Raw genomic sequence first — 17,782 nt, 5'->3', positions numbered from 1 at the left:
AAACCCACCAGTACCGGGCACACCCAGCCGCCCCCGCAACAGGGCATCACACGCGACACCGACCGCTGCTTCACACGAAGCAGCGGCCTTGTCGTACCCGAAGGCGCGGGCCGGCTTCCACCTCGACCGGCCCGGAAGCCCTGGCGCGTCCCTCGTGCTCGTTCGTGAACCGATCGGTGGGGCTCATCCGATGAGGGAGTGAACGCCGCTGCCGAGTCGGCGCCCGAGTCCGAGCAAGGGGAAGACGGATGCTGCACATGATGGACCTGCCCGCCCTCGCGCTGATCGCCCTCGCCGCCGCGATCTCGCTGTGGCCACTGATCGACTGTGTCCGCACCCCCGCGGACCGGGTCCGCTTCGCACCGAAGGTGCTGTGGGTGCTCTTCCTGCTCAACGGCTCGCTCTTCGCCGCCCTCGTCTGGTTCTACTTCGGCAAGAAGTCGACGGCGGACGACGCCGAGGGCCCGGTTCCGCCGACCGGGCCCTTCGTCCCGGCGCGGTAGCGGAGGGTCGCCGACCCGCTACGGCGTGCGCCTCACGTCAGTCGCCCTGGGTGTGCCCGACGCACTCGACGACGAGTTCCCGCAGACTGCCCGTGCGCTCCAGGCACAGCCTCTGCTCCCGCGCGCCGGTTCCCCGGCGCAGCAGCCCGGCGAGAGCCGCTTCGACCAGGGCCGCGTCGCCGCTCGCGTCCAACGCGTCCCCGACGTGTTCCACCAGCGAACGCACCACCTCCACGGCGGGTCGGGGCCGCATGGTCACGGGGTCGAGCAGATCCCGGTCCAGGCCCGACTTGGCCGCCTGCCAGGCGGCCAGCCGCAGCAGACTGACGCCGTGGTCGGGCGGGGGTCTGCCCGCCCGCCAGTCGCGGGACGCCGTCTCGACCAGACCTCGGGCCAGCGCGGCGACCAGCACGGCGGTCTCCGCGCGCAGACACACGTCCGCCACCCGGATCTCCACCGTCGGGTAGGCCGCGGACAGGCGGGCGTCGAAGTAGACCATTCCCTCGTCGAGGATGACCCCGCTGGCCACCATGTCCGCCACCCTCTGGTGATACCGCTCGGCCGACCCGAACGGCTCCGTAGGCCCCGCAGACGGCCAGCGCTGCCACACCCGGGTGCGGTAGGCGGCGTAGCCGGTGTCCCGGCCCTGCCAGAAGGGCGAATTGGCGCTGAGCGCGCCCAGCACCGCGAGCCAGGGCCGCAGCCGGTCGACCACGGCCACGGCCTCCTCGTCGGACTCCACCGAGACATGCACATGGCAGCCGCACACGAGCTGTTCCTGGGCGGCCATCGCGTACTGCTCGGCCATCCACTGGTACCGCTCGTTGATGGTGAACGACGGGCTGACCGGCAGCGGGGACGTGGCGAGCGCGGCGACCGCGCACCCGATCCCGCCCGCGTACCGCGCCGCCTCCTTGCGGCAGCGAACGATCTCGGCGCCGAGGTCCGCCATCTGCGACTGCGGGTGCGTGGCGAACTCCAGCATCTGCCCGTACAGCTCCTTCTCGAACACCTCCTGCCCGGGATCGTCCTGGCTGGCCCGGGCGAGCACCGCGGCCGACACGGCCTGCGGTTCCCCGCTGTCCGGATCCACGAGAAGGAGCTCCTCCTCCACTCCCACAGTGCGCACCAGCTGCCACCCTCCTGCCCGTGCCGTCCCGCCCCACGCCGGACCGCACGGGTCCGGGGTACCCCGACTACCCTGGGAGGAGAAGTCGACACCTACGGCAGTCGGGGCACACGTCCCGCGGTGCGCCGCCACCCGCTCGTTTTGCCTCGGGCGATTCGGGGACGCGGAGGCCATGGTGCAATTCGGATACACGATGATGACGGAGCAGGCAGGCCCCCGCGAACTGGTCGATCACGTCGTGGGCGCGGAGCGGGCCGGCTTCGACTTCTCGGTGACGAGCGACCACTACTTTCCGTGGCTGCGTTCGCAGGGGCACTCCCCCTACGCCTGGACGGTCCTGGGAGCCGCCGCCCAGGCCACCGACCGCATTCCGTTGATGACGTATGTGACCTGCCCGATCTTTCGCTACCACCCGGCGGTCGTCGCGCAGAAGGCCGCGACGCTGCAACTGCTCTCCCAGGGGCGTTTCCGGCTCGGGCTCGGCTCCGGCGAGAACCTCAACGAGCACGTCGTGGGCCGGGGCTGGCCCTCGGTGGAGGTGCGTCACGAGATGTTCGAGGAGGCCGTCGGCATCATCAGGGATCTGTTCGCAGGCGGCCATGTGAGCAGAAGAGGGCCCCACTTCGCCGTGGACTCCGCCCGGCTGTGGGATCTGCCGCCCACGCCGCCACCGCTCGGGATCGCCGTGTCCGGCGACCGGTCGTGCGAACTCGCCGGCCGATACGCCGACCTCGTCATCGCCACGGAGCCGGACGCGGGACTGCTGGAGGCGTTCGACCGGCACGGCGGCACCGGCAAGCCGCGCGTCGGACAGCTGCCGGTCTGCTACGACCCCGACCGTGACGCGGCGATCGCACGCGCCCATGACGAGTTCCGCTGGTTCGGCGGTGGCTGGAAGGTGAACGCCGAACTTCCCCACCCGGACTCCTTCGCCGCGGCAACCGAGTTCGTCACCCGTGACGACGTCGCCGCGTCCGTACCCTGCGGTGACGATCCCGACGCGTTCGTGGAGGCGGTACGGCCCTACGCGGATGCCGGGTTCACCGAGATCGCCCTCGTCCAGATCGGTGGCGAGAGCCAGCCCGCGTTCCTGGAGTGGTCGGACCGGACGCTGCTGCCGGCGTTGCGCAACGCCTTCGCGTGAACGTTGCGCAACGCCTTCGCGTGAAGAGGACCTTCCTGATCCGCCCGCGGCCGGACAAGAAAGACGGTTCCCATGAGACTGACGCAACAAGCGAGTGAGACGACGGCCTCGCAGCGAAGCCCGCTGCCGAAGGTCATGGACGCGTTGGAACGCCAAGCGGCCCTGGACAGGCCCGCGGCAGCCGTCCGCCGAGTGGTGCGCGCGCTGCCGCTGGGCGGCGGCCGCGACGTACTGCGCGGTCTGTGGCTCGGGCATCCCCTGCACCCGGTCCTGGTCCAACTGCCCATCGGGGCCTGGAGCTCGGCCGCTCTCCTCGACCTGTTCCCCGGGGAACGGCGGGCCGCCGACCGGCTCGTGGCCGTCGGCCTGGCCTCGGCGGGGCCGGCCGCGCTGGCCGGCTGGGTGGACTGGGCGGAACAACGCCCGCGGCAGGCCCGGGTCGGTCTGGTCCACGCCGCGGCGAACATCACGGCCGTGGCCCTGTACGGCGGATCGCTGCTGGCGCGGGTCGGCGGCAGGCGATCGCTGGGCCGGGTGCTCGGTTTCGCGGGCCTGTCGATCGCCACGGTCGGTGGTGTGCTCGGCGGCCATCTCGCCTACCGGCAGGCCGCGGGGGTCAACCACGCCGAGGCGGTGCCGGTGCTGGTCGAACCGGCCTGGCACCGGATCGGGACTCTGGACGATTTCCCGGTGGGCAAGTTGGTGCGGCGTACGGCCGACGAGGTGCCGCTGGTCGTGGTGCGTACGGAGGACGGCGGTCTGAGCGCGCTGGCCGACCGGTGCAGTCACATGGACGGGCCGTTGCACGACGGCAAGGTCGTCGAGGGCTGTCTCGAATGCCCCTGGCACGGAAGCAGGTTCCGCCTGTCCGACGGAGCGAACGTCCAGGGCCCGGCGACCGCGCCCCAGCCGCCGTTCATCTGCCGGATCAGCCCCGACGGGGCCGTCGACGTCCGTCTCGCGCAGGTCTGAACGCCCTGGAGACCGCCATGCACCGCAAATTGCTGGGGATCTACCTCAACGACCATCTGGCCGGCGCCACCACCGGACAGCACGTGTCCCGTCACCTCGCCGAGCACCTGCGTCACTCACCGTACGGAGGTGAACTGCGCCGCGTGGCACACGAGATCGCGGAGGACCGGCAGACGCTGCTGGAACTCATGGACGACCTCGGCGTCCCGGAACGGCGCCACAAGGCGTACGCCGGACGGGTCGCCGAGAAGGCACGCCTGCTCAAACTCGACGGGCGACTGCGGGGGCGGTCCGCGTTGAGCACCGTCACCGAGCTGGAGACCCTTCGCCTGGGGATCGAGGGAAAGACGCTGCTGTGGCAGACCCTCCTGCAGTTCGCCCCGACGAAGGCACTGGACGGGACCAGGCTGAAGGCACTGCTGGAACGGGCCCGGCGGCAGGCCGCCACGGTCGAGTCGGCACGCCGTAACGCGGCCGTCGCCGCGTTCGCCCCGGCCCGCAGGCGTGGTCCCGCACGGCTGCTGTCCGCCGGCACGTGATTCCGACCCGGCGGATTCGTGCCCAGGCCGGCCCTTCGCAATGTGGGCGGATATCTGGGTTCACGCTGCTCTGCCGGGTACTCGGTGCCGTGCACATCCGAGACGGCCGGTACGCGTGGTGCGGCCGGTCATGACAACAACCAGCCGCCGACGAGTCGGCAAGTCGGCAAGTCGGCAAGTCGGCAAGGAGAATTTCATGAGCACCGTCAAGGAAGCGGTCGACGTGGAGGTGCCGCTGCGCACGGCGTACGACCATTGGACCCAGTTCGAGGAGTTCCCGCGGTTCATGGAGGGCGTCGACGAGGTCACGCAGCTCGACGACCGGCACAACCACTGGACCACCAGCATCGGCGGGATGCGTCGGGAGTTCGACACGGAGATCGTCGACCAGCTGCCGGACGACCGGATCACCTGGCGCACCGTCGGCGGCGACACCCGGCAGCGGGGGTCGGTCCGGTTCGAGCGGCTGGACGACCTGCACACCCGGGTGGAGCTCACGTTGGAGGTGGAGCCCACCGGCGCGGCCGAGAAGGGTGCCAGTGCGCTGGGCCTGATCGACCGGCGGGTCAAGGGAGATCTGCACCGCTTCAAGGACTACGTCGAAGGCGGCGGCGACATCCCCGGCTGGCGCGGCCGCATCCGTCCCGGAGACTCCGGCACTCCCATGTGAGCAGAGCGGCACGGGACCGGGTGGCGGGGAGACACCGAAGGCTGCGCGAGCGCGACTTCCTGAGCGGGGCGAGGCGCCGGAGGACAGTGGGCGGCAGTTGTCTAAGGTCGACCGCATGTCGAGAACCACACCGCCGCGCCCGCTGGACGTCGAAGCGCTCTTCCCGGAGCTGTCGGCCCACCGAGGCACCACCACCCGGCTCCATCCGCGCCCGGGGCGGCCGGACGCCACGACGAGTTCCGTCGGCGGTCCGCTGCTGTGGCCGGCGGACGAGCCCTGGCCGGTGTGCACCGAGCCGCACGGCCACGCGCGCGGCCGCCGGCCGGCCGACATCCACCAGGAACGGCAGATCCTTGCCTCCGCGCGGCGCCGTGAAGCGAACCCCGGCCCCACCGACGAGGAGCGCCGGCTGCTCGACGAACTCGACCGGCAGCACGACGTCGAGGGGGCCGTCGCGACGGATCCGCTGCCGCTGATCGGCCTCGCGCAGCTGTACCGGCGGGAGATTCCCGACCTGCCGGCCGGGCCGGACGACTGCGATCTGCTCCAGGTGTTCTGGTGCCCCTTCGACGCGCACGGCCCGAGCGGCCACGGGATGCTGCTCGACCTTCGCTGGCGCCGGTCCTGGGAGGTCGCCGAGATACTGACCGCACCGCCGCAGCCACAGGTCGTCGGCTACGACGGGTACGTACCGGAGCCGTGCGTGCTGCATCCGGAGCAGGTGGTCACCTACCCGTTCGCAGGCCTCCTCCCGGAGGACCTGTGCGCCCGGATCGACGCCTGGGAGGAGGCCTTGGAGGAAGCCCTGGAGGAGGCCGGGGACGCGGCCGACGAGGAGGACACCGAGCCGGTCGGATACCAGTACGACCTGTCGATCCCCCCGGGCTGGCGCGCCGGCGGCTACGCCTCCTGGCACACCACCGACCCGGCCCCCATGGACTGCCGCACCTGCGCGCAGCCGATGCGGCTGCTGCTGACCGTCGACAGTTCGGAGTGGGACGGCGGCAGCGGCAGCTGGAGACCGCTGGAGGAGCAAGGCCTGCCGCCGCACCCGCACGCGAGTCCGACCGAAGTCACCGTGGGACGCTGGGGTGAACTCAACGTCTTCGCCTGTCCCGGCGATCCCGCCCACCCGCACCGCTGGAGCATCCAGTAGGCCGGACCGTCGCGGTCTCAGGTGCCGCAATCGCGGATCATCGTCATCAGCAGCCGGTGGGTCTCGTGGTCGCTCGCGGCGACCAGTCCACGGCAGGCCGGCCCGACCGGGGCGCCGTCGACCCCGGTGACCACGCAGCCGGCGGCCTCGCACAGGGCTATACCGGCGGCGAAGTGCACGCTCCCGGACAGGTCACGGCCGTCGGTGACGTAGGCGGCGCGTTTGCCGGCGGCGACCCAGGCCAATGCCAGTGTCGTGGACACGACGCGGGGTCGGAAGCGTGCCACGAAGCCGGGCTCCGCCAGCAGGTCGACAGCCCGGAAGCCGGGCGCGCCGGGGAAGGGCGGGTCCAGGTTGACGTCCACGAGCCGGGTGGCGGGCGTGGGCGCGAGTGGGGCGTCGGCACCGTCGTGCCGCACCCAGGCGCGCTCGCCGTCGGTGCAGAAGACCTCGCCGCTGAACGGGTCGGCCACCGCCGCCGCACCGCCGCGCAGGGCCACGTTCACGGCCACCAGCATGTTGCCGACGGCGTAGTTCAGCGTGCCGCACAGGGGATCCACCAGCCACTGGCGCGCGGCCTGCGCGGCGCCCTGCTGCCCGCCCTCCTCGCCGAGCACGGCGTCATCGGGCCGGGCGGCACGGATGACGGCGAGGATCGCCTTCTCGGCCTCCACGTCGGCGGCGGTGGCGAAGTCTCCGCCGCCCTTGTCGATGCGGGTGAGCTGTCGGCCGTACAGCGTGCGCACCACGTCCGCTCCGGCACGGGCGGCGGCCAGCGCGACCGCGGAATCGTCGAGGCCTGCATGGGAGTTGATCACGCGGTGGAGGCTATCGCGGGAGATGGCGCGCGACGGTGGTGTGACGGGGACCAACGCGCCGCCAGGACGGGCCGCTTGACCCTCACGCGGCGTCATGCCGCATTGTCGGGGGCATGGAAGAGCACCTGACCGTGGGACGTGTGGCGGAGTTGGCCGGCGTGAGCGTCCGCACGCTGCATCACTACGACGCCATCGGCCTCGTACGGCCGTCCGCGCGGACCGCGGCCGGATACCGGGCCTACGCGGCGGACGACGTGGAGCGGCTGCGGGAGGTGCTCGCCTATCGGCGACTCGGCTTCGGACTGCGGGAGATCGCGGATCTGGTCGACGACCCTGACACCGACGCGGTCGCGCACCTGCGCCGGCTGCGCGGCCTGCTCATGGAGCAGCGCGACCGCGCCGCCGCGACGGTGACGGCCATCGACCGGGAACTGGAGGCACGCGCCATGGGGATCAGAACGACACCGGAGGAACAACTGAAGGCGCTCGGTTCGCAGTTGTACGACACCATCGGATCCGACTACCCGGCGACGCGCCGCACCGAGCCGCGCATCGCCGCGAGGGTCTGGGAGGCCCTCGGGGACGCGCGGACGGTACTGAACGTCGGCGCAGGCACCGGCTCCTACGAGCCATCGGACCGCGACGTGACCGCGGTGGAGCCGTCGGCGGTCATGCGGGCCCAGCGGCCCGCGGGCGCGGCTCCGTGCGTGGCCGCCGCCGCGGAGAGCCTCCCGTTCGAGGATCAGTCCTTCGACGCGGCGATGGCCTTCAGCACCGTTCACCACTGGCGGGACCCGATCGCCGGGCTGCGCGAGATGCGGCGTGTGGCCCGCCGGGTGGTGGTGGTCACCTACGACGCCGGTGACACCGAGCGGCGTGAGCGGTTCTGGCTCAGCCGCGACTACCTGCCCGAGTTCGCCGAACTTCTGGTCGACTGGCCTTCACTGGCCGACCTGACCCGCGCGATCGGGGGCCGCGCGGAGCCGGTGCTGATTCCCTGGGACTGCGCCGACGGTTTCTTCGAGGCCTACTGGCGCCGGCCCGAGGCGTACCTGGACGAACAGGTGCGTCGCGCGGTGTCCGTGTGGACCAGGGTCGGTCCGCAGGCCGAGCGGCGGGCGGTGGACAGCCTCCGTGAGGACCTCGCCTCGGGCCGGTGGGCCGAGCGCAACCGCGATCTCGTCGCCCTCGACGCGGCGGAGCTCGGTCTCCGGCTGCTCGTGGCCTGAACCGCGTACGCCCGAGCGCCGCGAGAGGGACCGAGTGTGTCGCCCGACGTGGTCAGCGGGCGCGCACGAGCTGTTCGACGCGTGCGTGCAGATGGTCGACGTGGTGCTCGGACTCCGGCTTCATCAGGACGCTGCGCAGGATCCGGGCGCCGTCGGCATCCGCGGCGATCCCGGGATGACGGGCGGTGAACGCCTTGCGATCGGCCTTGAGTGTGCTCAGGAAGACGGGCTCCGAGCCGGTCATGCCCTCGGCGAGGACCCGTCCGGAGGCCGCGTCGACGCCGCTGAGGGAGGCGGGGACGACACGGGGGAAGTAGCCGACGATGTCCAGTTCGGGCGGCTGGTAGAGCTCCAGCAGGTCGGACGCCGTGATCAGGTCGGCCCACTTCAGCGCGGCGCGTCGGCCCGCCGCCAGGACCCGGCCGAGGCCCTCGGGCGTGGGCGGCAGGAGCTGGAAGGTGAGCCAGAGGGCGGCCGCGGAGGCGCCGGCGCGGGAACACTCCAGGCTGATCTCCCCCAGATGCAGTTCGGCGGAGGTGAAGTACGTGTAGGGCGAGTCGTGCAGGTAGAAGCGGCCCACCTCGGGGTCACGGAACAGGACGGCACCGCAGCCGTAGGGCTGGAGACCGTGCTTGTGCGGGTCGACCACGATCGAGTCGCACTCGGCAATGGCGCGCCAGGGTCCGGCGTACAGGCCTTCCGGGCCGTCGGCCCCGGCGAGCAGCGTGAAGAATCCCCCGTAGGCGGCGTCGATGTGGATCCGCACGCCGTACCGCCGGGCGAGGGGCAGCACGTCGTCGACGGGGTCGACGGCGCCGAGGCCGGTGGTGCCCGCGGTGAGTACGACCGTGCCGACCTCCCCGGTGCGCAGCACCCGTTCCAGATCCTCCGGGTCCATCCGGCCCCGGGCGTTCGTGCGCACGGCATGGCTCGCCACTCCCAGGACGTGGCACATGCGGCCGTGGGTGTAGTGGGCGTCGGCGCTGTGGGCGATCCCCCGCCCCGGGTGGAGCTCGCGGGCGATGAAGAGGGCCTCGAGGTTGGCGATCGTGCCGCTGGTGGTGAGGTGCCCGAGGTGGGTGCCGTAGCCGAACATCCCGGCCAGGCGGGCGACCACCTCGCGTTCCATCGCGGCGGTTGCGGGGCCTCCGTCCAGCGCGTGGTTGTTGGGGTTGATGAGCATCGCGGTGAGGTAGCCCACCACGGCGGCGGGGTGCGGGGGCTTGAGCATCTGGCCCGCGTAGTGCGGGTGGAAGAACGGATAGTTGTCCCTCAACCTCCCGGTGAACTCCCCGAAGACGGCCGCGAAGCGGTCGTCGTCCACCGCCAGTGCGGCGTGGGGCTCGAAGGTGCCGAAGGTGTCGGCCCAGTCCTGTACCGCCTCGGTGGCGCGGCCGAGCCAGTGCTGTAGGTCCACGACTGATCTCCCTCTCTCGCGGGTGCCCTCCCATCGTAGGTATTAGTTGACTACTCAGCAATCGATTGGTCAGTGATTGACTGATCAGTGATCGAGGGATCGGCAGTTGACTGTTCAGCGATCGAGGGATCGGTGATTGCGTGGTCAGTAGATGAGACAGCAGTAAACTGCCGACGATGAACGCCACCCCCCGGCCCGGCGACGAAGCCGCCGCCCAGGCCGCCAACAGCCGAGTGGTCCGGGATTTCGGCCTGCTGATCAAGTCCGCCACCCGCCTGGAACAGCGGATCGACAGCGAGCTGCGACACACGTGCGGGATCAGCCACACCATGCTCGAGGTCCTGATACGGCTCTGCCGCCGGCCCGGCGAGGAGGTGTCGCAGCGGGACCTCGCCGACGACCTCACCTTGACCAGCAGCGGCACCACCCGGCTGATCGACCGCATGGAGGAGGCGGGCCTCGTCGACCGCGTCCCCTCGCCCTCGGACCGCAGGGTCACGCTGGTGGAGACGACCCTCCACGGACGTACGGTCTTCCTGCGCGCCGCGGCCGTGCACGCCGAGGTGGTCGAGAAGCACTTCGTCGAGCCACTGACGGCCGACGACTACCAGCGCCTGACGGCCGCTCTGGGCCGGATCGACACAGCACTGCGCGACGACACCTGACCGGCTCCGTGCCGTGAGGGCCCGCCGGACGGCGGGCCCTCACGGGTTCGATATCGATCAGCACCCGGGCCGCGGAGGCAAGTCCGAGGTACTGGAATTTCGGGCCGGGCGAGTGGACCGCCTAGCCGTGACGGCCGGGCGCGAGGGGGTTTCCGGCCTTGCGGACGACCTCGGCGATCCAGGCCATGGCCTCGGGCACGTCGTAGTTGCCGGCGTGCGGCTGGTTCCAGGCGAGCTGGTAGTCGACGTCCTTGACCTGCGGGTCCGCCTCGAGTGCCCGGTCGAGGTTGACCGAGACGATGAACGAGGTGTCGCGGTCCCGGGTGCCGTTGCGGACGTACCAGTTCGGCGCGGTGTCGGCGCCGGTGCCGATGAAGTCCATCGGGTCGATCAGATGGATCTGGTCGTCGACGGTGGTGCTCGCCTTTCGGGTGTACTGGGCCCAGGTCAGGCCGGTGTCGTCGATCCCGCTGCCGTCGCCCGCGACGTTGTTGTGGTCCCAGCTGTACTGGGTGTAGTTCATGTACTTCTGGGTCGGGGGCCCGAAGAGGTTGGTCTCGGTGCCGCTGGTGGTGTTCCCGTCGACGCCCACGGCGTCGAAGGCGGGCGTCGTCTTGAGCGTGGCCTGGGTGGCGACGAAGGCGAGGTACTTCGTCATGTCGACCGAGAGCACCTCGTCGGTGGCGTTGTCGACGTCGATCCAGTCGTTGACGTACGACTTGGTGGTGGGCGGACCGCCGAAGCCACCGGACGTGATGACGAAGTCCTCGCCGAGCTGCGGGATCGTGTGGGCGGGGTCGGCCTTCATATAGGTCTCCGCGGAGCGGACGACCTCTTGCTCGACGGCGTCGAGCATGTTCGCGGCGGTGAGCTTGGAACCGTCGGAGTTGCGCAGCCCCAGGCTCCTCTCGTAGGCGGGGAACTGGGCGGCGATCGCGGCGGCGTCCTCGGGCGAGGGGTTCTCGCCGGTGGTGTCACGGGTGCCTAGGATGCCGTACAGCCACTCGTACGCTTTGTCCGCGTTGCCGAGGTCGGTGATCGGGCAGTACGCGTTGACCGCGAAGACGTCGTCGCGCAGGGTGCTGCGGCCCTTCTCGTCGATGCCCGCGGCACCGATCTGGGCGAGGTAGGGGTCGTACTCCCTGCTGTTGCCGGACGCACCCAGGATCGACACCAGCGCGCCGCCACCGCTGGTCCCGTTGATGACGATCCGCTCGGCGCTGCCGGGCATCGCGGCGTCGTTGAGGCGCAGGTAGCGGACGGCGGCCTTGGCGTCGACCGCCGCGGCGGGGGCCTTGCCGGGGGCCGCGCCGTCGGCGCCGACCAGTCCACGGCTTCGGTCGGCCACATCGACGAAGACGTATCCGGCCTTCAGCGCGGCGCCGACGTTGCTCGTGGAACTGTTGTAGGACGCGCCGCCGGTCACGCTCGCCCTGATGTAACTGGCCATCCAGCCCGCGTTGTTCACCGCGAAGTAGATCGGCGCCTGCTGGTCGTCGAAGGCGCTCTCGGGGACGAACACGTTCATGCTCTGGTAGCCGCAGGCGGTGTTCTCGATCGTGGTGCTGCCGCCGCCGGGGCCACCGGACTGCTGTGCCGCCGCCGCGACCGGCTTCGCGACGTAGCAGATCTCCTTGTACCAGCGTACGTTCATCGGCCGCCCGTCGACGGTGACCGTGATCGTCGTATAGGCGGCGGAGTCGAAGGCCAGCGCGGCGTCCTCCGGATCCGCGGCCTGGCCGCGGATGTGCGCCGGGGCCGCCCCGGAAGCCTCCGCGAAGGAGGCCGGGATCACGACGGCCGTGAGGGCGAGGGAGCCCGCGATCGCCACGCTTCTCAGCAGCCGCTTCCGGGTCACAGGGCGTCCTTCCTCGATACCGGTGAGGTGTGTGAACGTGCGCAGCGTCCGGGGGACGCCGAGAGCCGCCACATGGGGTCTCCCCTCGTTGAGAGCCGAGTGCTTCGCAGATGCGTCGAGCGAAGGCGTCACGCACGCTACAAGATTGTTAACAATATGCACAGCGATCTAGCCGACATTTTTGTTATGAATCTGGGGACGGGTCATGGCTGTCACATCTCGGGGAGCCGGTCCGTCAGGTCGGTGAAGTCACCGACCTGACGGACACCAAGGAGTGCAGTCATGCCGAACGCCTCGATCTCCCGGATGCCGAACCCGGCCGAGTTCGTACCCGAGTTGAACGACATCAGCGCCGCCCTCTTCCGGGCCACGGGCAACCACTCGGTACCGCGGACCACGATGAACCTCGTCCATCTGCGCGCCGGTCAGATCGTCGGCAACACCTACCTGACGGTCCTCAACACCGGTTTCCTGCGCAAGGCCGGAGAGTCGGAGGAACGCATCACCGCTGTCTCCTCGTGGCAGGACGCCCCCTACTTCACCGACGCCGAGCGGGCCGCCCTCGCCTTGGTGGAGGCCACCCTGCAACCCGCCCCGCACGGCCGGGAACGCGTCTCCGACGCGCTGTACGCCGAGGTGGCCCGGCACTACGACCAGAAGGCACTGGCCACCCTCACGATCGCGATCGGGCAGATCGGCTTCTTCATCGCCCTGGCCGTCATCGGCAAACCGCAGCCGGTCAGCTCCCTCGCGGACGAACAGTGGGACTGACCCGGCCGGTCAGCGACCGCGCGGGCCGCGGCCGGTGACCGGGGCGCCGGTCCCGGCCGGTGACCGGGGCGCCGGTCCCGGCTACGGGCAGGACTCGCCGAACTTGACCGCCGTGAACTCGACAGGCCGACCGGACAGCGAGGCGCCGGCGGCGGGCTTCTGCGTGCAGACGCGCCAGTTCGACTCGAGGAGGACGAATCGGTCGTCGCTGGAGGCGTCCGTGACGGTGATCGACGTGCCGCTGTCGAGCGCCGCACGGGCGGCCTTCACCGACTTCCCGGCGAAGTCCGGCATCCTGCTGCCGGCCTTCGCCGGTTCGCTCCGGTCCTGGGCCGGGCAGTCCTCCTCCAGCTTCACGGCGCCGAAGTCCAGCTCGGTGCCGGTCGACACGGTCTTCCCGGCGGCGGTGCTCTGCGAACAGACCTTCCAGTTGCGGTCGAGGACCTGCATACGGGCACGCCCGAGAGCGTCGTGGGACGTGAGCGTGTAGAAGCCCGCCGCCTGCGCCTTGTCCTGCGCCGACTGGAGGCCCATGCCGACGAACTTCGGCACGGCGGCCTTCGCGTCGCCGTCGGTGGCCGGATCGGCGCCCTTCACCGTGTCCTCGGCCTTCTTCACCGTGTCCTCGGCCTCGGCGGCCCGGGCCGCGGTCTGTGTGACGGTGACCGTCGGCCGAGGCCCGGCCTTCGCGTCGGCGCCGGTCCTGTCCTGGTCGCTGCCGGAGGACCCGATACCGACACCGACGAAGAAGATGAGCAGCGCGGCCGGGACCGCGACGCGCTTGCGGGCCCACTTGGGCCGGCCGGCCGACTTCTCCGAAAACGGCGGCTGGTTGTACGACATACGTCTCCCCATGGTTCATTTGGTGCCAGATGATCATAAGGGGGCGGGCGGCGATGCCCGGCAATCGAGGTTCCGAGCCGGACGACAACAGCGCCACCGCGTGGTCGGTTTCTCGCCGTCACATCGGCAGCTGATGCTGCGCAGCGACGCCCTCGCGGTCGACGGACTCAGCCGACCCCGGCCCCCGGACTTCCCCGTGGAGTACGGCAGCGTCGGCTGACGCGGACAACACGCCGAGGAGGCGCCCCTCCTGTCACGGGGGGACGGTCCCGGCAGATCAGCGCTGAGATCCATTGCTGGGGGACGAATGGATTGCCGCATCTCCTTCGACATGGGCGCGACCACGGCGTTGCTCTCTCAACTCATCGGCGTACTGACGGGGTTCTCGTTCACGGCCGTCGTCATCTCGGTGTCGCGCTCACTCGACGTCCGCTCAGCCGGACAGACGCCGGCAATGCCGGCCGCGCCACCACCGAGGAACTGGTGTGCGCCCTGGCCGCTTCGGTGTCCACCATCCTGATGTTCTATTCGATCGTCCTCTCGGCGGACGCGGAGTGACCCGGAACCGGGACGGGCAGATCATCACGCCGACGGGTGGGGACTACACGGCCCCGGACCACACCCCGGTCGTGCAGCGGATCGCCACCGGCAGCCTGCTGATCGTCATCGCCTGTGCGGTCGGGGTCGGCTTCTACAACGCGTACGGCGGCGACGCCTGCGACACACTGCCGCCCGGCGTCACGATGGCCATCGCCGGCGCGGGCATGGCCGTGGACGGCGCGGGCATGGCGGTGGCGCTCGCGTCCTCCGTCTGGTTCTTCCTGTCCCGAGGGCCGGATCCGGAGCGTCAGGCCTGTCCTGCGGTTCTCGTCCGGTCGGCCGCGGTCACCGCCGCCCGGGCGGGATCGCGGCGGCGGCAGCCGTCATCCCGACGGACGCCGGGTCCCGCTCGGCGTGAGCACCCGACGCCCACAGACCATCCACTGTCCGGCGGTACGAGGCCGTCAGCCCCCGGCCTGTCACTCGAAGAGGCCAGTTGCGCCGATCGCCCGACCGGCCTGCTGGGGCCGGGAATTCAGGTGTGGACGTCGTCCTTCGGCCCGGCGGCGCGCAACCGGCGTCCTTACGGTGATGCCATGGCAGTGAGCAATGCGCGCGAGCGTGGACCCCGGAGCGCGGTTCGTGCCGTGCTGGGTGTGTCGGTGCTGTTCGTGCTGTCCGTCATCGGTGCCTCGTTCCTCCCGCACGAGCACCGGTTCGTCGTGCGGTGGTCCGCCGTCCTGCTGGCCGGCATCGGCTGCTTCGCGCTGCTGTGGCGTCGCCGCTTCCCCTTCGCCGTGATGGCCTGCGCGGTCTGCTGCGGGGTGGCGTTCCAGTTGCTGGGGTTCCGGGAGAGTCCGGTGGTGACCAGTCCGGTCATCGTGTCCGTGTATTCGGTGGCCACGCTGACGGACCGCCGCACGGCCCTGAGCGTGGCCTCGGCCTCGGCCACCGTGCTGATCGGAGCGGCGTTGTTCCACGACCCGGGTTCCGGGCTGCAACCGGACAACGTCGGAATGCTGGCCTGGACGGCCCTGCCGGCGGCGGTCGGGGACGGAGTGCGCTCGCGCCGGGCCTATGTCACGGCCGTGGAGGAACGGGCGGAGCACGCGGAGCGGACCCGTGAGCAGGAGGCTCAGCAGCGGGTGGCGGCCGAACGGGTCCGGATCGCGCGTGAGCTGCACGACGTCGTCGCCCATCACATCGCCCTGATCAATGCGCAGGCCGGTGTGGCGGCCCACGTGGGACACCAGCGACCGGATCAGGTCGTCGCCGCCCTCAAGGACATCCAGGAGACCAGCCGGTCGGCACTGGACGAGCTGCGTGTCACGGTGGGCCTGCTGCGGCAGTCCGGCGACTGCGAGGCACCGCGCGGCCCCATTCCGGGTCTGGAACAGATTCCCGCTCTGCTCGCCTCGCTCGAACGGGTCGGGCTCAATGTCCTGTACACCTGTCACGGTACGACCCAGCCGCTGGCCCCCGCGGCCGATCTGGCCGCCTACCGCATCATCCAGGAGGCCCTGACCAATGTGCGCAAGCACGGCAGCGCGGACAAGGCCCGGCTGCGCCTGAGCTACACCCCCCGGTGGCTGACCGTCACCGTCGAGGACGACGGCCGGACGCTCTCGCAGGAACCGCGCCAGGGCACCGGCCACGGGCTGATCGGCATGCGGGAGCGGGCAGCCAGCGTGGGCGGGACGCTCACCGCACAGGAACGGCCCGAGGGCGGATTCGCCGTGATCGCCGAACTACCCCTGCGCGCCGCCACGACAGCGGGCGGCGGGGCACCACACGCACTACCGGAGGTCCGGACATGACGATCCGCGTTCTGCTCGCCGACGACCAGGCGCTGCTACGTGGCACCTTCAAGATCCTCTTTGATTCCACGGAGGACATGGAGGTCGTGGGCGAGGCGTCGGACGGCCACGAAGCCGTGGAACTGGCGCGCACCCGGCACCCCGATGTGGTGCTGATGGACATCCGGATGCCCGGGATGGACGGCCTGGACGCCACCCGTGCCATCAGCGAGGCCGAAGATCTGGCGGCGGTGAAGGTGCTCATCCTGACCACCTTCGAGAACGACGAGTACGTCGCCGAGGCCCTGCGGCGCGGTGCGAGCGGCTTCCTCGGCAAGGGGGCACAACCGGACGAGCTCCTCGACGCCGTCCGCACCGTTGCCTCCGGTGAGGCGCTGCTGTCCCCGGCGGCCACGCGCGCCCTGATCACCTGCTTCCTGGCGCAGCCCGAACCCTGTGCGGGCGCGGTCCACCAGCAGCTGGCCTGCCTCACGCCCCGGGAACGCGACGTGATGAGCCTCGTCGCGCTCGGCCTGTCGAACGACGAGATTTCCGAACGTCTGTTCGTCAGCCCGTTGACCGTGAAGACGCACGTCAACCGCGCCATGAGCAAGCTCGCGGTCCGCGACCGGGCCCAGCTGGTCGTCATCGCGTATCAGTGCGGCCTGGTCAACGCGACGGCTGATCGCGGTCCGTCTCCCCTCTCCGTATGACGAAGGACCGGCCGAGCACCCCCGCCTGCGCGGGCGGAGCAGTCCGACCTGCCGGGTACTGCGTCCGCAGTACCCGGCAATCACTGCGGGGGGACGACGCGCACAGGGACCGTCGTCGGCCAGTCTTGGAATGCGCCACAAGGGCTGAATCCATGCTTTGCACGGCCGCCTGAACCTGCTGGACCTTGTGGAATGCCCGGGCGGTCGGGCGTCGCAGTACGGAGAGGATCCGACATGGCCACCAACCACGACGCATGTCGCGCAGTCCACGACCTTCTCGCCGAGCACGCGCTCCAGCTCCTTCCGCCCGAGCAGGCCGGCACCGTCGTCGCCCACCTGGACGTCTGCACCGCGTGCCGGGACGAGTACCACTGCCTCGCCGCGGTCGCCGCACACCTCTCCTCGCTCCGCGAGGCCCTGGCCCCCCGGCTCTGCCCGCAGCCGCGCTCGCACCCGTCCGGTCCCCACCGGGCCGCCCCGCGCCAGCGCCACGGTCGGGGTGCCGCCGCCAGGGCCTGGTCCACTTCCCTCACCCTGTCCCAGTGGGTCGACCGCATGGCGTACGTCAGGTGACGCCGCGGATCAGCCGAGGTCAGGAGGAGTTCCGGTCCGTCGTACGGGCGGCTGCGGGGCGGGAGGCGACACGAGCCTTCCCGCCCGCGCCGTATCGGTGACCCTTCGCGGACAGGCGGGCTTCTCTGTCCCCCACCGTGAACCCCGATGCACGCAGTGTTGCGGGACCGGTGAAGCACCCCACATGACCCACGTCACCCACTACCCGCGATAGGAGATCAAAAGAGGAACCTGCCCGCGCGACCACCACCCCTGAGCTGCGGATCGAGAGCCGGCTCACACGAACCGACAAACACCCCAATGCGACGGCAACTAGTAAATGGGGTCATTGCGGACGCTTCTTCGGCCTGCTTGTCTTGAGGACGTCGCCAGGCACCACGGCCCCCACCGGGTCACGGTGCCTCCGCATGCCAGGACCGACCAGCACCACACGGTCCCCGGCGAGC

The 17,782-nt window shown here is 70.8% G+C and carries 17 protein-coding genes; 12 read left to right on the top strand and 5 right to left on the bottom strand.

Annotated features, from left to right (window positions below):
* Positions 1–248 precede the first annotated feature (248 nt).
* Complete coding sequence (locus tag ACZ60B_RS40605; RefSeq protein WP_469396551.1) at positions 249–503, top strand: hypothetical protein; 255 nt, start codon at positions 249–251, stop codon at positions 501–503.
* Positions 504–540: 37 nt separating this feature from the next.
* On the opposite strand, the gene ACZ60B_RS40600 is transcribed toward ACZ60B_RS40605, so the two are convergent.
* Complete coding sequence (locus ACZ60B_RS40600; protein ID WP_469396548.1) at positions 541–1,632, bottom strand: glutamate--cysteine ligase 2; 1,092 nt, start codon at positions 1,630–1,632, stop codon at positions 541–543.
* A 172-nt stretch (positions 1,633–1,804) separates the two neighbouring features.
* On the opposite strand from ACZ60B_RS40600, the gene ACZ60B_RS40595 reads away from it, so the two are divergent.
* The 5 genes from ACZ60B_RS40595 (at position 1,805) to ACZ60B_RS40575 (ending at position 6,113) form a co-directional block, all read left to right on the top strand.
* Entirely contained in the window at positions 1,805–2,776 is a 972-nt protein-coding gene (locus tag ACZ60B_RS40595; protein ID WP_469396545.1) for an LLM class F420-dependent oxidoreductase, read from the top strand.
* 135 nt (positions 2,777–2,911) lie between these two features.
* Entirely contained in the window at positions 2,912–3,748 is an 837-nt protein-coding gene (locus tag ACZ60B_RS40590; protein WP_469396553.1) for a Rieske (2Fe-2S) protein, read from the top strand.
* Positions 3,749–3,765: 17 nt separating this feature from the next.
* Positions 3,766–4,287 carry a hypothetical protein gene (locus tag ACZ60B_RS40585; RefSeq protein WP_469396543.1) on the top strand — a complete coding sequence of 174 codons (522 nt, stop codon included), beginning with the start codon at positions 3,766–3,768 and terminating at the stop codon, positions 4,285–4,287.
* Between the two features lie 196 nt (positions 4,288–4,483).
* Positions 4,484–4,957, top strand: coding sequence for an SRPBCC family protein (locus ACZ60B_RS40580; RefSeq protein ID WP_469396542.1), 474 nt, complete (start codon positions 4,484–4,486; stop codon positions 4,955–4,957).
* Between the two features lie 115 nt (positions 4,958–5,072).
* The gene (locus tag ACZ60B_RS40575) at positions 5,073–6,113 is read left to right on the top strand and encodes a hypothetical protein (RefSeq protein ID WP_469396540.1); all 1,041 of its coding nucleotides are present in this window, start codon (positions 5,073–5,075) and stop codon (positions 6,111–6,113) included.
* Between the two features lie 17 nt (positions 6,114–6,130).
* Here the strand turns inward: ACZ60B_RS40575 and ACZ60B_RS40570 are convergent, their stop codons facing one another.
* The gene (locus tag ACZ60B_RS40570) at positions 6,131–6,931 is read right to left on the bottom strand and encodes an inositol monophosphatase family protein (RefSeq protein ID WP_469396537.1); all 801 of its coding nucleotides are present in this window, start codon (positions 6,929–6,931) and stop codon (positions 6,131–6,133) included.
* Positions 6,932–7,044: 113 nt separating this feature from the next.
* Between ACZ60B_RS40570 and ACZ60B_RS40565 the strand changes: the two genes are divergently transcribed.
* Positions 7,045–8,160, top strand: a complete 1,116-nt coding sequence (locus ACZ60B_RS40565) for a MerR family transcriptional regulator (protein ID WP_469396533.1) — start codon at positions 7,045–7,047, stop codon at positions 8,158–8,160.
* Positions 8,161–8,212: 52 nt separating this feature from the next.
* Here ACZ60B_RS40565 and ACZ60B_RS40560 read toward each other — a convergent pair whose 3' ends face one another.
* Complete coding sequence (locus ACZ60B_RS40560; protein WP_469396531.1) at positions 8,213–9,577, bottom strand: pyridoxal phosphate-dependent decarboxylase family protein; 1,365 nt, start codon at positions 9,575–9,577, stop codon at positions 8,213–8,215.
* 176 nt (positions 9,578–9,753) lie between these two features.
* Between ACZ60B_RS40560 and ACZ60B_RS40555 the strand changes: the two genes are divergently transcribed.
* On the top strand, positions 9,754–10,242 hold the full coding sequence (locus tag ACZ60B_RS40555; protein WP_469396529.1) for a MarR family winged helix-turn-helix transcriptional regulator: 489 nt from the start codon (positions 9,754–9,756) through the stop codon (positions 10,240–10,242).
* Between the two features lie 121 nt (positions 10,243–10,363).
* On the opposite strand, the gene ACZ60B_RS40550 is transcribed toward ACZ60B_RS40555, so the two are convergent.
* Positions 10,364–12,100 (bottom strand): subtype B tannase, encoded by a 1,737-nt coding sequence (locus ACZ60B_RS40550; protein ID WP_469396525.1) that lies wholly within the window; start codon positions 12,098–12,100, stop codon positions 10,364–10,366.
* 282 nt (positions 12,101–12,382) lie between these two features.
* On the opposite strand from ACZ60B_RS40550, the gene ACZ60B_RS40545 reads away from it, so the two are divergent.
* Positions 12,383–12,871, top strand: a complete 489-nt coding sequence (locus ACZ60B_RS40545) for a carboxymuconolactone decarboxylase family protein (protein ID WP_469396524.1) — start codon at positions 12,383–12,385, stop codon at positions 12,869–12,871.
* Positions 12,872–12,952: 81 nt separating this feature from the next.
* Here ACZ60B_RS40545 and ACZ60B_RS40540 read toward each other — a convergent pair whose 3' ends face one another.
* On the bottom strand, positions 12,953–13,726 hold the full coding sequence (locus tag ACZ60B_RS40540; RefSeq protein ID WP_469396522.1) for a protein kinase family protein: 774 nt from the start codon (positions 13,724–13,726) through the stop codon (positions 12,953–12,955).
* Between the two features lie 473 nt (positions 13,727–14,199).
* On the opposite strand from ACZ60B_RS40540, the gene ACZ60B_RS40535 reads away from it, so the two are divergent.
* From ACZ60B_RS40535 to ACZ60B_RS40525, 3 genes are all read left to right on the top strand, one after another.
* On the top strand, positions 14,200–16,071 hold the full coding sequence (locus ACZ60B_RS40535) for a sensor histidine kinase (protein WP_469396518.1): 1,872 nt from the start codon (positions 14,200–14,202) through the stop codon (positions 16,069–16,071).
* On the top strand, positions 16,068–16,763 hold the full coding sequence (locus ACZ60B_RS40530; RefSeq protein WP_469396516.1) for a response regulator: 696 nt from the start codon (positions 16,068–16,070) through the stop codon (positions 16,761–16,763). Before ACZ60B_RS40535 ends, ACZ60B_RS40530 begins: the two co-directional genes overlap by 4 nt.
* Before the next feature lie 234 nt (positions 16,764–16,997).
* Positions 16,998–17,336 (top strand): zf-HC2 domain-containing protein, encoded by a 339-nt coding sequence (locus ACZ60B_RS40525; RefSeq protein ID WP_469396512.1) that lies wholly within the window; start codon positions 16,998–17,000, stop codon positions 17,334–17,336.
* Positions 17,337–17,782 lie beyond the last annotated feature (446 nt).

This window comes from Streptomyces sp. NPDC104096 (assembly GCF_055584385.1).
Note: the sequence above shows the minus strand (reverse complement) of the source record. Positions and strands in the feature narration are given on the sequence as shown.